The organism is Ralstonia mojiangensis (assembly GCF_023955645.1).
GTDB lineage: Bacteria > Pseudomonadota > Gammaproteobacteria > Burkholderiales > Burkholderiaceae > Ralstonia > Ralstonia mojiangensis.
This window is the reverse complement of sequence record NZ_JAMXHU010000001.1, coordinates 830,730-844,186: the sequence shown is the minus strand read 5'-3', so window position 1 is coordinate 844,186 and position 13,457 is coordinate 830,730. Positions and strand designations below refer to the sequence as shown.

Genomic DNA, 13,457 nt, shown 5'->3' with positions numbered 1-13,457 from the left:
CCTTATTTGCCTGCCAGGAACACGAAATACGTCAGCAGCCCAACCGTGCCGATGATCATCGCGAACGCATAGTCATAGATGAAGCCGGACTGGAGCAGGCGCACGACAGTCGCGAACCAGCCCACCAGACGCGCGCTGCCGTTGACGACAACACCGTCGATCACACCCTGATCGCCGCCCTTCCACAGGCCACGGCCAAACTTGACCGCACCGTTGGCGAAGACGATCTCGTTGATCTTGTCCATGTAGTACTTGTTGTCCAGCAGCTTGTAGACGCCGGAGAAGCGCTTGGCAATTGCTGCCGGAATATCCGGACGCTTGAGGTAGAAGAACCACGACAACACGACACCGGCCAGCAGCAGGATGAACGGTGCCGACGTGAAGCCGTGCAGCGCCATCTCGACCCAGCCGTGGAAGTCTTCGGCCAACACCTTCATTGCTTCGTGGTTGTCAGCATTGAAGATGACTTCCGAAAACACCACACCGTGCTTGAAGAACTCGCCGAACAGCATCGGCTGGATCGCCATTGCACCGATGATGACCGACGGAATCGCCAACAGCACCAGCGGCACCGTCACAACCCAAGGCGACTCGTGCGGCTTCTGGCCCGGAGCCAGACCATGGTGGTGATCGTGGTCGCCCTCTTCCTCTTCATGGTGATCGTCGTCGTGATGAGCGTGGGCCTTGCCGAAACGCTCTTCGCCGTGGAACACGAGGAAGTACATGCGGAATGAATAGAACGCGGTCACGAACACGCCGGCCAGTACCGCCCAGTAAGCGAAACCGGCGCCCGGCAGATGCGATTCACGCACCGCTTCGATGATCGAGTCCTTCGAATAGAAACCTGCAAAGAACGGCGTGCCGATCAACGCCAGCGACCCCACCAACGACGTCAGCCATGTGATCGGCATGTACTTGCGCAGGCCGCCCATGTTGCGCATGTCCTGATCGTGGTGCATGCCGATGATCACGGAGCCGGCGCCGAGGAACAGCAGCGCCTTGAAAAAGGCGTGCGTCATCAGGTGAAACACGGCCACTTGATAAGCCGACGCGCCCAGCGCGACGGTCATGTAGCCCAGTTGGGACAGCGTGGAGTACGCCACCACCCGCTTGATGTCGGTCTGGATGATGCCCAGGAAACCCATGAACAGCGCAGTGATGGCGCCGATGATCAGCACGAATGACAGCGCGGTGTCCGACAGCTCGAACAGCGGCGACATGCGCGCGACCATGAAAATACCGGCGGTCACCATGGTGGCCGCGTGAATCAGTGCGGAAATCGGGGTCGGGCCTTCCATCGAGTCCGGCAGCCACACATGCAGCGGGAATTGCGCCGATTTACCCATCGCACCAATGAACAGGCAAATACAGGCGACCGTCAGCATGTGCCAATCGGTGCCAGGGAAGCCGATCGTCGCCAGGTTATCGCGGGCGGCGAACACGTCGGCGTAGCTCAGGCTGCCGCTGTAGGCAAGCAGCAAGCCGATGCCCAGCACGAAGCCGAAGTCACCCACGCGGTTGACCAGGAACGCCTTCATGTTGGCGTAGATGGCCGTCGGGCGCTTGAACCAGAAGCCGATCAGCAGGTACGACACCAGACCCACCGCTTCCCAACCAAAGAACAGCTGCAGGAAGTTGTTGCTCATCACGAGCATCAACATCGAGAAGGTGAACAGAGAGATGTACGCGAAGAAACGGTTGTAGCCGTCGTCTTCCGCCATGTAGCCGATGGTGTAGATGTGCACCATCAGCGAGACGAAGGTCACCACGCACATCATCATCGCCGTGAGCGAATCGATGAGGAAGCCGACTTCCATCTTCAGCGAGCCCACCGTCATCCATTCATAGACGGTGCCGTTGTAACCAGCGCCATTGATAACGTCGGACAGCGTCAGCGCCGACAGAATGAAGGCGATCGCAACACCAAGGATGGTGACGCTGTGGGATGCCGTGCGGCCGATCTTCTCGCCAAAGAACTTGGTGCCGAACAGCCCGGCGATCGCCGCGCCGGCCAGCGGCGCGAGCGGGATCGCCAGCAGCAGGTTGGGATTGAGCGTGGTAGCCATGGAACGCTTCTTATAGGTGGATGCGGAGGTCAGCCCTTCAGGCTGTCCAGATCGTCGACGTTGATGGTGTCCAGATTACGGAACAGCACCACCAGAATGGCGAGACCAATCGCGGATTCCGCCGCAGCCACCGTCAGGATGAAAAACACGAACACCTGCCCCGCCAGATCGCCCAAGTAATGGGAGAACGCGACGAAGTTCAGGTTAACCGCCAGCAACATCAGTTCGATCGCCATCAACAGCACGATGACGTTCTTGCGGTTCAGGAAGATGCCGACGATGCTGATGGCAAACAGCACCGCGCCGAGCACGAGGTAATGGGCAAGGGACAGCGAAGACATATGAGTTCTCCCGGGGCTCAGCTCTTGGATTCAGCCGAAGCTGCGCCAGCCGACTTCTCAGACGGCATCGAGACCAGACGCACGCGGTCCTTGCGCTTCACGCGGATTTGATCGGACACGTTCTGGGCCTTGGTGTCCTTGCGGCGGCGGGCAGTCAGAGCCACTGCCGCAACAATGGCCAGCAGCAGCACTGCGCCGGCCACTTCAAAGGCATAGATGTAATCGGTATAGATGAGCTTCCCGAGCGCCTGCGTGTTCGGGCCGTTAAATCCCTTCGGCAGCTCCTGCACCGGCTGTACGCGACCCATGAAGGTCTTGGTCAGCACGACGGCCATTTCCAGGATGATGACCACGCCCACGAAGGCTGCCATCGGCACGTAGGTCCAGAAATCACGTCGCAGGTGCTCGATGTCGATATCGATCATCATCACCACGAACAGGAACAGCACCATCACTGCCCCCACGTAGACCAGCACCAGCGTGATGGCGAGGAACTCCGCCTTCAGCAGCATCCAGATCGCCGCCGCGGTAAAGAACGAGAGCACGAGGAACAGCGCCGCGTGCACCGGGTTCTTCGCGGTGATGACCTTCAGCGCTGCGAGCACCAGCACGAGCGCGAAACAGTAGAAGATGATCGTCGTGATTTCCATGATCCTGGCACGGGCCGTTTTGCGGCACGCGCTTGTCCAAAGCCGCGATGGCGTGATGCCATCGCAACTGGTTGGCTCTCGAAGAGCCGTTGTCCAACCGGGATGTCAACTGCACCGCCCGCCAACCGCATGGCGGGCGTTCTGAATCAGCGGTACTTTGCGTCGGCCGCCTTGTTGGCCGCAATTTCCGGCTCGAAGCGATCACCCACGGCCAGCAGCATGTCTTTGGTGAAATACAGGTCGCCGCGCTTTTCACCGTGGTATTCCAGGATGTGCGTCTCGACGATGGCGTCCACCGGGCAAGCCTCTTCACAGAAGCCGCAGAAAATACATTTGGTCAGGTCGATGTCGTAGCGCGTGGTGCGGCGAGTGCCATCGTCGCGCTGGTCCGACTCGATCGTGATGGCCAGAGCTGGGCAAACGGCTTCGCACAGCTTGCAAGCGATGCATCGTTCTTCGCCGTTCGGATAGCGACGCAGTGCATGCAGACCGCGGAAACGCGGCGACAACGGCGTCTTCTCTTCCGGAAAGAGAACAGTGATCTTGCGCGCAAACAGGTAGCGCCCCGTCAGCGCCAGCCCCTTGAAGAGTTCCTTCAGGAGCAGGCTGTTAAAAAATTCCTTGATGGCAAGCAACATGGTGCCTTCCTATTGTCCCGTTACTTCCAGATGTTCCACGGCGACACCAACCAGATGGCGACGACGACAAGCCAGCCCACAGTGAGCGGAATGAAGATCTTCCAGCCCAGACGCATGATCTGGTCATAGCGATAACGCGGGAACGATGCACGCAGCCAGATAAAGACTGACAGCAGCAGGAAAACCTTGATCAGCAGCCAGAAGAAGCCCGGAATCCAGTTGAGGACCGGTGCATCGATCGGCGAAGCCCAGCCGCCCAGGAACAGCGTAGCCGTCAGCGCCGAGATCACGATCATGTTGATGTACTCGGCCAGGAAGAACAGCGCGAACGCCATGCCCGAGTATTCGATCATGTGGCCGGCCACGATTTCCGATTCGCCTTCCACCACGTCAAACGGGTGGCGGTTCGTTTCGGCCACGCCCGAGATGAAGTAGACACCGAACATCGGCAGCAGCGGCAGCCAGTTCCACGAGAGGATGTTGATCCCGTGTCCTGCAAAGAAACCGCGGTTCTGGGAGTTAACGATGTCCGACAGATTCAGGCTGCCCGTTACCATCAGCACCGTCACGAGCGCGAAGCCCATGGCGATTTCATACGAAATCATCTGCGCCGAGGCGCGCATCGCACCGAGGAACGCGTACTTCGAGTTCGACGCCCAGCCAGCCAGAATCACGCCATACACACCCACCGAGCTGATCGCCATCACGTACAGCAGGCCGGCGTTGATGTTCGACACCATGGCTTCAGCCTGGAACGGAATCACCGCCCAGATCGCCACAGCGGGCATCAGCACCATCAGCGGCGCGATGATATACATGCCACGGCTGACCGCGCTCGGCACCATGACTTCCTTGAGCAGCAGCTTGAGCACGTCGGCAATCGGCTGCAACAGGCCCATCGGGCCCACGCGGTTCGGGCCCAGACGCACGTGCATCCAGCCGATCAGCTTGCGCTCCCACAGGATCAGGTAAGCCACGCACAGCAGCAACGGCAGAATGATGCAGACCGCGCGGACCAGCGTCCAGATCAGCGGCCACCATCCACCGAAGGTGGCGGTACCAAAAGAAGTAATCGACTCGATCATGTTGACCCTTACACCGTAGCCGCCAGCGCGGACGATTCAACCTTCTCAACGCTTACCGCGCCGAACATGGCACCCAGCTGAGCCGAAGCTTCGGTGGCAGCGGACACCCGGATCACGCCGGAAGTCAGCGACTTGTCCAGCACGGCCGGCAGCACCACACTGCTCTGCCCTTGCGTCACTCGCACGGCGTCACCATTCGTCAGGCCCAGTTGCGCGTAAAGATCAGCCGGCAAGCCAGCGCGCACGGCAGCGCGTGCTGCAGCCGTCAGTTGCAGCGAACCAGCGCGGCGGACGATCGGGTCGGCGCGGTAGATCGGCACATCAGCCAGGCGCTCGACGCCGGCAGTGGTGGCAGCCGGAGCAACGGTCTGCGCGATCGTCGTATTCGACAAGCGGTCGGCGACCGGCTTGGCCAGAACTTCATCGCGCACCACTTCCGAGCTGTCGTATTCAAAGCCCGACACGTTCAGGAGGTTGCCCAACACGCGCAGGACCTTCCAGGCAGGACGCGAATCGCCCAGGCTACGCACAACGCCATTGAAGCTTTGCGGCAGACCTTCGCAGTTGACGAACGTGCCCGAAGTTTCCGTGAACGGTGCAGTCGGCAGGAGCACGTCGGCGTACTCGAGTGCGGCGCGGGAGGCAAACGGCGCCAGCACGATCACAGTGTCAGCCTGGTCCAGTGCCGCACGAGCCTGCACGGGATTCGCAGTATCGAATTCGGGTTCAGCGCCCAGCAGCACGTATGCGCGACGCGGCTGCGCCAGCATGGCGGCAGCGTCGAGGCCGTTGCCTTGCGGCAACGCACCGGCAATGTAGCCGCCAACGGTGTTGGCCGCTTCCGTCAAGAAGCCGAGCGTCGCGCCGGTCTGCTGCGCGACCCACTGAGCCAGCGCGTGCAGTTGCGAGAAATGCGGATGCGCCACAGCAGCGTTGCCGAGGAACACAGCCTTGCGCTCGCCCGAAGCAAGGCTTGCGGCGATGCGCTTGGCCACGTCACCGGCTTCGATACCATCGGTGCCGCCCGGACGAGCAACGTTGTTGGCAGCAGCCACGGCCACCGCCACTTGCGACAGCAGCGACAGCCATTGCGACGGTGCACCCAACAGTTGCGTGGCGGGCATCAGCAGATCTTCGCCGCCGGCACCGATCACGTTCAGTTGCGCACCCTTCTTGCCAGCCTGCCGCAAACGCGCAGCCAGCAGCGGATGATCCTTGCGCAGGAAGGCGCCCACCACCAGCGTGCGCTGCAGCAGCGACACATCGGCGATTGGCAGGCCCAGCCACGGAGCGCCCGTCGGCTTGACGGAGAAATCGGATTGGCGCAGACGGAAATCGACGTTGTCGCTGCCAATGCCACGCACCAGCTTTTGCAGCAAGAACAGCTCTTCCAGCGTGCTGTGCGGGCTGGCTAATGCACCGATCTGCTCAGCGCCGTGGTCGCGCTTGATTTCGTTCAGGCCGTTAGCAACGTATTCCAGCGCGGTGGTCCAGTCGACAGCCTTCCATTGACCGCCTTGCTTGAGCATCGGCTGAGTCAGACGATCGTCGCTGTTCACGCCTTCATAGGCGAAGCGGTCCTTGTCGGAAAGCCAGCATTCGTTGATGGCCTCGTTGTCCAGCGGCAGAACGCGCATCACGCGCTGGTTCTTCGTCTGGACGATCACGTTCGCGCCCAGGCCGTCGTGGGGCGACACCGACTTGCGGCGTGCCAGTTCCCACGTACGGGCCGAATAGCGGAACGGCTTGCTGGTCAGCGCGCCGACCGGGCACAGGTCGATCATGTTGCCCGACAACTCGGAGTCAACGGTCTGCCCAACGAACGTCGTGATCTCGGAATGCTCACCGCGGTTGAGCATGCCCAGTTCCATCACGCCGGCAATTTCCTGACCAAAGCGGACGCAACGCGTGCAGTGAATGCACCGCGTCATCTCTTCCATGGAGATCAGCGGGCCCACATTCTTGTGGAACACCACACGCTTCTCTTCCTGGTAACGCGATTCAGACTTGCCATAGCCTACGGCCAGATCCTGCAGTTGGCACTCGCCACCCTGGTCACAGATCGGGCAATCCAGAGGATGGTTAATCAGCAGGAATTCCATCACGGACTTCTGTGCCTTCACCGCCTTCTCGGAGTTTGTGAAGACCTTCATGCCCGCGGTGACAGGCGTGGCGCAGGCGGGCAGCGCCTTGGGCGCCTTCTCGACTTCGACCAAGCACATCCGGCAGTTGGCCGCGACCGACAGTTTGCGGTGATAGCAAAAGTGAGGAATGTAGGTGCCCGTCTGGCGAGCCGCCTCCATCACCAGGCTGCCTTCGGCAACCTCGACTTTCTTGCCATCGATTTCGATTTCAACCATGTTCTGCCACGCTTAAATGTAGGTGGGCACCATGCACTGCTTGTGTTCGACGTGATACGCGAACTCATCCCAGTAGTGCTTGAGCATGCCGCGGACCGGCATCGCAGCGGCATCGCCGAGCGCACAGATAGTCCGGCCCATGATGTTTTCGGCCACGTTGTTCAGCAGGTCCAGGTCTTCCTGGCGGCCCTTGCCATGCTCGATGCGGTCGACCACGCGATACAGCCAGCCGGTGCCCTCGCGGCACGGCGTGCACTGGCCGCACGACTCTTCGAAATAGAAGTACGACAGGCGCAGCAGCGACTTCACCATGCAGCGCGTTTCGTCCATCACGATCACAGCGCCCGAGCCCAGCATCGAGCCAGCCTTGGCGATCGAGTCGTAGTCCATGTCGGAGGCCATCATCAGGTCGGCCGGCACTACCGGCGCCGACGAACCACCCGGGATGACCGCCTTGAGTTTCTTGCCGCCGCGCATGCCGCCGGCCAGTTCCAGCAGCTTGGAGAACGGCGTGCCGAGCGGAATCTCGTAATTGCCCGGACGCTCCACGTCGCCGGACACGGAGAATATCTTCGAGCCGCCGTTGTTCGGCTTGCCCATCTTCAAGTAGTTGTCCGGACCGATGGCCAGCAGGAACGGCACTGCCGCAAAGGTTTCGGTGTTGTTGATGGTGGTCGGCTTGCCGTACAGACCAAAGCTCGCCGGGAACGGCGGTTTGAAACGCGGCTGGCCCTTCTTGCCTTCCAGGGATTCGAGCAGCGCGGTCTCTTCGCCGCAGATGTACGCGCCATAGCCATGGTGCGCATGCAACTGGAAGTTGAAACCGGAGCCCAGGATGTTGTCACCCAGGAAGCCCGCCGCACGTGCCTCTTCAAGCGCCTGCTCGAAGATCTTGTATTCGTTCCAGATTTCACCGTGGATGTAGTTGTAGCCCACGGTGATGCCCATCGCGTAACCGCCGATGGCCATGCCTTCGATCAACGCGTGCGGGTTGTAGCGGATGATGTCGCGATCCTTGAAGGTACCCGGCTCGCCTTCGTCCGTGTTGCAGACAAGATACTTTTGGCCCGGGAACTGGCGCGGCATGAAGCTCCACTTCAGCCCAGTCGGGAAGCCTGCACCACCACGGCCGCGCAGGCCCGACGCTTTCACGTCAGCAATGACCTGTTCGGGGGTGATCTTCTCGGTAAGGATGCGCTTGAGCTGCTGATAGCCGCCACGCTTGACGTAATCTTCGAGGTGCCAGTTGTCGCCGTTCAGGCCGGCGAGAATCAACGGCTGGATATGTCGATCGTGCAGGGAGGTCATTTACTTGCCTGCTCCGTTGGTCGGCGCCTTCGACTGGAGGTCGGCGATCAGCGCGTCGAGCTTCTCGTTGCTCATGAAGCTGCACATGTGGGTGTTATTGACGATCATGACCGGCGCATCACCGCACGCGCCCATGCACTCGCCTTCCTTCAGCGTGAAGTTGCCGTCGGCCGTGGTTTCGTTGAAACCGATGCCGAGCTTCTTCTTCAGGTAATCGGCCGCGCGCTCGCCGCCCGACAGCGCGCACGGCAAGTTCGTGCACACCGACAGCTTGAAGCGACCCACCGGCTTGGTGTCGTACATGTTGTAGAACGTCGCCACTTCCTCGACCCACACCGGCGGCATTTCGAGGTACTCGGCCACGAACTGCATAACTTCGGGCGAGACCCAGCCTTTCTCGCTCTGCGCGACCGCCAGCGCCGCCATCACGGCGGACTGCTTCTGGTCGGCGGGATACTTCGCGACCGCCCGGTCGATTTCCTTGAGAGCTTCTGCTGATAGCATGTTCGTTGCGATTGGTGCGGGACGCGGGGCGTGTTACCTAGCAGCCTTACCCCGGCGTGCGTCCTCGTTTCACAGCCGCGCTTGCCTGCGCGTCAAACCGTTGTTTCCTTGGCGTTCAGCGGTCAATCTCGCCAAACACGATGTCCTGCGTGCCGATGATCGTCACCGCATCGGCAATCATGTGACCCTTCGCCATTTCGTCGAGCGCGGCCAGATGAACGAAGCCCGGTGCGCGAATTTTTAGACGGTACGGCTTGTTGGCGCCGTCGGAGATTGCATAGATGCCGAACTCACCCTTCGGGTGCTCAACGGCGGCATATGCTTCGCCTTCGGGCACGTGCATACCTTCGGTGAAGAGCTTGAAGTGGTGAATCAGCTCTTCCATGTTGGTCTTCATGTCCACGCGCGACGGCGGCGCCACCTTGTGGTTATCGGTGATCACCGGACCCGGGTTCTTGCGCAGCCACTCGATGCACTGACGGATGATGCGATTGCTCTGGCGCATTTCTTCCACGCGCACCAGATAACGGTCGTAGCAATCGCCGTTCACGCCAACCGGGATGTCAAAATCGATGCGGTCGTACACCTCGTACGGCTGCTTCTTGCGCACATCCCATTCGATGCCCGAACCACGCAGCATCGCACCGGAGAAACCCTTGTTCAGGGCGCGCTCCGGGCTTACCACGCCGATACCCACCAGACGTTGCTTCCAAATCCGGTTGTCGGTCAGCAGCGTTTCGTACTCATCAACATACTTCGGGAAGCGGTTGGTAAAGTCTTCAATGAAGTCCAGCAGCGAACCCGAACGCGTTTCGTTCAGGGCGGCCAGAGCCTTCTCGTTGCGCACCTTGGATGCCTTGTATTGCGGCATCGTGTCAGGCAGGTCGCGGTAGACACCGCCCGGGCGGTAGTAGGCTGCGTGCATACGCGCGCCCGAAACCGCCTCGTACATATCGAACAGGTCTTCGCGTTCGCGGAAGGCGTACAGGAACACCGCCATGGCACCCACGTCCAGCGCGTGCGAACCGATCCACATCAGGTGGTTCATGATCCGCGTGATTTCGTCGAACATGACGCGGATGTACTGCGCACGCAGCGGCACTTCGAGACCCAGCAGGCGCTCGATTGCCATCACATAGGCGTGCTCGTTGACCATCATCGACACGTAGTCGAGGCGGTCCATGTACGGCACGCTCTGAATCCAAGTCTTTTGCTCGGCGAGCTTTTCAGTCGCGCGGTGCAGCAGGCCGATGTGCGGGTCGGCACGTTGAATGACTTCGCCGTCCAGCTCAAGCACAAGGCGCAGCACGCCGTGCGCGGCCGGATGTTGCGGACCGAAGTTCAGGGTGTAGTTCTTGATATCTGCCATGATCGGGCGCCCTTCAGTGCTTCAGACCACCGTATTGATCCTCGCGGATCACACGCGGCGTAATCTCGCGCGGCTCGATGGTTACCGGCTGATAGACCACGCGGCGCTGCACCGGGTCGTAGCGCATTTCAACGTAACCCGACACGGGGAAGTCCTTGCGGAACGGGTGGCCGATGAAGCCATAGTCGGTCAGGATGCGACGCAGGTCCGGATGGCCTTCGAAGACCAGACCATAGAGGTCGAACGCCTCCCGCTCGAACCAGTCAGCGGAACTCCAGATCGTAGTCACAGACGACACCACCGGCAGGTCGTCGTCCGGCGCGAACACGCGAACGCGAACGCGCCAGTTGTGCGTGATCGACAGCAGATGGGACACAGCGGCAAAACGCGGGCCGTTCCAGGCACCGTCACCGTAGTCGGCGTAATCGACGCCACACAAGTCCATGAGCTGCTCGAACTTGAGCGAAGCGTCATCGCGCAAGGTGCGCATGACCTCGTGGTAATCGGCAGCCTTCACCACGAGGGTGAGTTCACCGACCGATTCGGTCAGGCTTTGAACGCGACTGCCCAGCGCCTTTTCCAGCGCGGCCTTCAGGGTGGCAAGCTTGTCGGTCATGTCAGGCCTTGCGCGCAATGGTATTGGTGCGGCGGATCTTAGCCTGCAGCTGGATGATGCCGTAGATCAGTGCTTCAGCCGTGGGCGGGCAGCCCGGCACGTACACGTCGACCGGCACGATGCGATCGCAGCCTCGCACAACGGAATACGAGTAGTGGTAATAGCCGCCGCCGTTCGCGCACGAACCCATCGAGATGACCCATCGAGGTTCGGCCATCTGGTCGTACACCTTGCGCAGCGCAGGCGCCATCTTGTTGCACAGCGTGCCGGCCACGATCATGACGTCAGACTGACGCGGCGACGGGCGAAACACCACGCCGAAACGATCCAAGTCATAACGCGATGCGCCGGCGTGCATCATTTCCACAGCACAGCAGGCCAAGCCGAACGTCATCGGCCAGAGTGACCCGGTACGGGTCCAGTTGATTAGCTTGTCAGCGGTGGTCGTGACAAAGCCTTCGTTGAGTACGCCTTCGATCGCCATTTCACATCACTCCCAATCGAGCGCGCCTTTTTTCCAGATGTAGACGAAGCCCACGAGAAACTCGAGAAGAAACACGCCCATCGCAAAGAACCCCGGCCAACCAATCTCACGCAGCGCCACGCCCCAAGGAAAGAGGAACGCAGTCTCCAGATCGAACAGGATGAACAGGATGGCGATGAGGTAATAGCGCACGTCGAACTTCATGCGCGCATCTTCGAATGCTTCGAAGCCGCACTCGTACGGCGAGAGCTTGTCAGGATCGGGATTGTTCGGACCGAGGACTCGGCCGATGGTCATCAGAGCAAGGCCGAGGCCAACGCCGATAACGATGAACAACAGTACGGGGAAATAGGCTTCGAGGTTCAAGGGACGCCCGCCTTTTTGAATGGTTGCAACAGCACAGCCCGCAGGCGGCGCCTTGTCGCCCCATCGAAGGCGCCGGGTCCGCAGCCTTACGACGCTTCAACTGCGCGTCGTCTTGCGGAGGGGCCTGCGCGGAACATCCCGTTGAACAGACCCCGAATTTGATTGGTGCCGACGGCGAGACTCGAACTCGCACAGCTTTCGCCACTACCCCCTCAAGATAGCGTGTCTACCAATTTCACCACGTCGGCTGGGGGAAGAAACTCTATCAGGAACCCGGTTGAGACTTAACGCCCTTGCCGTTCCCCGTGTTGTTTCAAGCCTTGCATTCTACCGCAAAGCAACGCTTTTGTTCAATGCACAAACAAAAATCTTATGCCTCGCGACGCACCGGAAAACGTCAACGGCACGCCGCGATCGTTACATCAAATTACTTGGGCACAGCCGGCGCCGAAGCCGCGCCCGGAGCGGCAGCAGGAGCCGAAGCCGCAGGAGCGGAGGCCGTAGACGTGACAGGCGCGACTGAACCCATCACACCCGCTGACACGCTGCCCTTGCTGGTGCCGATCAACGTCAACGCCAGCGTGGCAATGAAGAACACAGTGGCCAGCACAGCAGTCGTGCGCGACAGGAAGTTTGCCGAACCGGTGGCGCCAAACAGGCTGCCCGATGCGCCGGAGCCGAACGCCGCTCCCACGTCCGCACCCTTGCCGTGCTGCAAAAGCACTAGGCCGATCACGCCGAGCGCGCTCAGAATTTGCGCCACCAGCAGCAGAGTCTTCAGAATTGCCATTTCGTTTCTCTCAATAATATGTTGCAGTCGCACATGGGTGACATGGCAACTCGATCCGTCGCTTATGCGCGACCGATCGCCAGGAAATCTTCTGCCTTCAGCGATGCGCCGCCAATCAAGCCGCCATCGATGTCCGCCATTGCAAACAACTCGCCGGCATTGTCCGGCTTGACGCTGCCGCCGTACAAAATCGCCAGACGCTGCGCCGCGCCAGCGTCGCGGGCAGCAACACGTGCGCGCAGGAATGCGTGCACAGCCTGCGCCTGCTCGCTGCTGGCAGTCTTGCCCGTGCCGATCGCCCAAACCGGTTCGTACGCCACGACGATATGACCCAGTTGCTCGGCCGACAGCGCTTCCAGCACCGCATCCAGTTGGCGGCCGACCACCTGCTCGGTCTCACCAGCCTCGCGCTGTGCGAGCGTTTCACCCACACAGACGATTGGCGTGATGCCATGTTCCAATGCGCGCAGCGCCTTGGTCGCCACTTGCACGTCAGTTTCGCCGTGGTACGAGCGACGCTCGGAGTGACCGACAATCACGTAGCCGCAACCGAATTCCGACAGCATCGACGCCGCGACTTCGCCAGTGAAAGCGCCTCGCGTTTCAGCCGACACATCCTGCGCACCCCAGCCCACCACAGAACCCATGAGCAAGGACTGGCACTGCGCCAGGTATGGGAATGGCGCACATACGGCCAGCGTGGCGTTGGTTTTACCTGCCGCCTTGATCTGCTCAAGCAGCGCAGCGTTCGCGCTCAGGCTGCCATGTAGCTTCCAGTTGCCCACCACCAGCTTCGGTCTTGCGTTCACGTTTTGCCCGGTCGACTGTCAAATAAACCCGGCATTCTACCGCGGTGGCAAAAACAGGGTCAATTTCGACG

14 protein-coding genes and 1 tRNA gene are annotated in these 13,457 nt (G+C 60.7%); all 15 read right to left on the bottom strand.

What is annotated here, in order from left to right:
- Positions 1-2: 2 nt before the first annotated feature.
- The 15 genes from nuoL to tpiA all read right to left on the bottom strand — a co-directional run bounded on the left by nuoL (position 3) and on the right by tpiA (position 13,386).
- A complete protein-coding gene (nuoL, locus tag NG898_RS04010) occupies positions 3-2,066 on the bottom strand; it encodes an NADH-quinone oxidoreductase subunit L (protein WP_252691171.1) in 2,064 nt (687 codons plus the stop codon).
- Positions 2,067-2,095: 29 nt separating this feature from the next.
- Entirely contained in the window at positions 2,096-2,407 is a 312-nt protein-coding gene (nuoK, locus tag NG898_RS04005; RefSeq protein ID WP_004630788.1) for an NADH-quinone oxidoreductase subunit NuoK, read from the bottom strand.
- 17 nt (positions 2,408-2,424) lie between these two features.
- Positions 2,425-3,057, bottom strand: a complete 633-nt coding sequence (locus tag NG898_RS04000; RefSeq protein ID WP_092969570.1) for an NADH-quinone oxidoreductase subunit J — start codon at positions 3,055-3,057, stop codon at positions 2,425-2,427.
- A 146-nt stretch (positions 3,058-3,203) separates the two neighbouring features.
- Positions 3,204-3,695 carry an NADH-quinone oxidoreductase subunit NuoI gene (gene nuoI / locus NG898_RS03995; protein WP_003261939.1) on the bottom strand — a complete coding sequence of 164 codons (492 nt, stop codon included), beginning with the start codon at positions 3,693-3,695 and terminating at the stop codon, positions 3,204-3,206.
- A gap of 20 nt (positions 3,696-3,715) precedes the next feature.
- Positions 3,716-4,780 (bottom strand): NADH-quinone oxidoreductase subunit NuoH, encoded by a 1,065-nt coding sequence (gene nuoH, locus NG898_RS03990; protein ID WP_009241059.1) that lies wholly within the window; start codon positions 4,778-4,780, stop codon positions 3,716-3,718.
- 8 nt (positions 4,781-4,788) lie between these two features.
- Positions 4,789-7,140, bottom strand: coding sequence for an NADH-quinone oxidoreductase subunit NuoG (gene nuoG / locus NG898_RS03985; RefSeq protein WP_252691170.1), 2,352 nt, complete (start codon positions 7,138-7,140; stop codon positions 4,789-4,791).
- Positions 7,141-7,152: 12 nt separating this feature from the next.
- Positions 7,153-8,448, bottom strand: coding sequence for an NADH-quinone oxidoreductase subunit NuoF (gene nuoF / locus NG898_RS03980; RefSeq protein ID WP_004630799.1), 1,296 nt, complete (start codon positions 8,446-8,448; stop codon positions 7,153-7,155).
- A complete protein-coding gene (nuoE, locus tag NG898_RS03975; protein ID WP_004630801.1) occupies positions 8,449-8,952 on the bottom strand; it encodes an NADH-quinone oxidoreductase subunit NuoE in 504 nt (167 codons plus the stop codon).
- A gap of 115 nt (positions 8,953-9,067) precedes the next feature.
- Positions 9,068-10,321, bottom strand: coding sequence for an NADH-quinone oxidoreductase subunit D (locus tag NG898_RS03970; protein ID WP_009241062.1), 1,254 nt, complete (start codon positions 10,319-10,321; stop codon positions 9,068-9,070).
- A 13-nt stretch (positions 10,322-10,334) separates the two neighbouring features.
- On the bottom strand, positions 10,335-10,937 hold the full coding sequence (locus NG898_RS03965; RefSeq protein WP_092969564.1) for an NADH-quinone oxidoreductase subunit C: 603 nt from the start codon (positions 10,935-10,937) through the stop codon (positions 10,335-10,337).
- Between the two features lies 1 nt (position 10,938).
- The gene (locus tag NG898_RS03960) at positions 10,939-11,421 is read right to left on the bottom strand and encodes a NuoB/complex I 20 kDa subunit family protein (RefSeq protein ID WP_004630808.1); all 483 of its coding nucleotides are present in this window, start codon (positions 11,419-11,421) and stop codon (positions 10,939-10,941) included.
- 6 nt (positions 11,422-11,427) lie between these two features.
- Positions 11,428-11,787, bottom strand: a complete 360-nt coding sequence (locus tag NG898_RS03955; RefSeq protein WP_252691169.1) for an NADH-quinone oxidoreductase subunit A — start codon at positions 11,785-11,787, stop codon at positions 11,428-11,430.
- A 163-nt stretch (positions 11,788-11,950) separates the two neighbouring features.
- Positions 11,951-12,035: transfer RNA gene (locus NG898_RS03950), tRNA-Leu, on the bottom strand.
- A gap of 179 nt (positions 12,036-12,214) precedes the next feature.
- Complete coding sequence (gene secG / locus NG898_RS03945) at positions 12,215-12,577, bottom strand: preprotein translocase subunit SecG (protein WP_092969562.1); 363 nt, start codon at positions 12,575-12,577, stop codon at positions 12,215-12,217.
- A gap of 62 nt (positions 12,578-12,639) precedes the next feature.
- Positions 12,640-13,386, bottom strand: a complete 747-nt coding sequence (gene tpiA / locus NG898_RS03940; protein WP_252691168.1) for a triose-phosphate isomerase — start codon at positions 13,384-13,386, stop codon at positions 12,640-12,642.
- Positions 13,387-13,457: the final 71 nt, after the last annotated feature.

Coding starts and splice junctions, on each gene's coding strand:
- nuoK (WP_004630788.1), bottom strand. CDS start 2,407: ATGTCTTCGCTGTCCCTTGCCCATTACCTCGTGCTCGGCGCGGTGCTG.
- nuoG (WP_252691170.1), bottom strand. CDS start 7,140: ATGGTTGAAATCGAAATCGATGGCAAGAAAGTCGAGGTTGCCGAAGGC.
- nuoH (WP_009241059.1), bottom strand. CDS start 4,780: ATGATCGAGTCGATTACTTCTTTTGGTACCGCCACCTTCGGTGGATGG.
- nuoL (WP_252691171.1), bottom strand. CDS start 2,066: ATGGCTACCACGCTCAATCCCAACCTGCTGCTGGCGATCCCGCTCGCG.
- nuoI (WP_003261939.1), bottom strand. CDS start 3,695: ATGTTGCTTGCCATCAAGGAATTTTTTAACAGCCTGCTCCTGAAGGAA.
- NG898_RS04000 (WP_092969570.1), bottom strand. CDS start 3,057: ATGGAAATCACGACGATCATCTTCTACTGTTTCGCGCTCGTGCTGGTG.
- secG (WP_092969562.1), bottom strand. CDS start 12,577: ATGGCAATTCTGAAGACTCTGCTGCTGGTGGCGCAAATTCTGAGCGCG.
- NG898_RS03970 (WP_009241062.1), bottom strand. CDS start 10,321: ATGGCAGATATCAAGAACTACACCCTGAACTTCGGTCCGCAACATCCG.
- NG898_RS03965 (WP_092969564.1), bottom strand. CDS start 10,937: ATGACCGACAAGCTTGCCACCCTGAAGGCCGCGCTGGAAAAGGCGCTG.
- nuoF (WP_004630799.1), bottom strand. CDS start 8,448: ATGACCTCCCTGCACGATCGACATATCCAGCCGTTGATTCTCGCCGGC.
- NG898_RS03960 (WP_004630808.1), bottom strand. CDS start 11,421: ATGGCGATCGAAGGCGTACTCAACGAAGGCTTTGTCACGACCACCGCT.
- nuoE (WP_004630801.1), bottom strand. CDS start 8,952: ATGCTATCAGCAGAAGCTCTCAAGGAAATCGACCGGGCGGTCGCGAAG.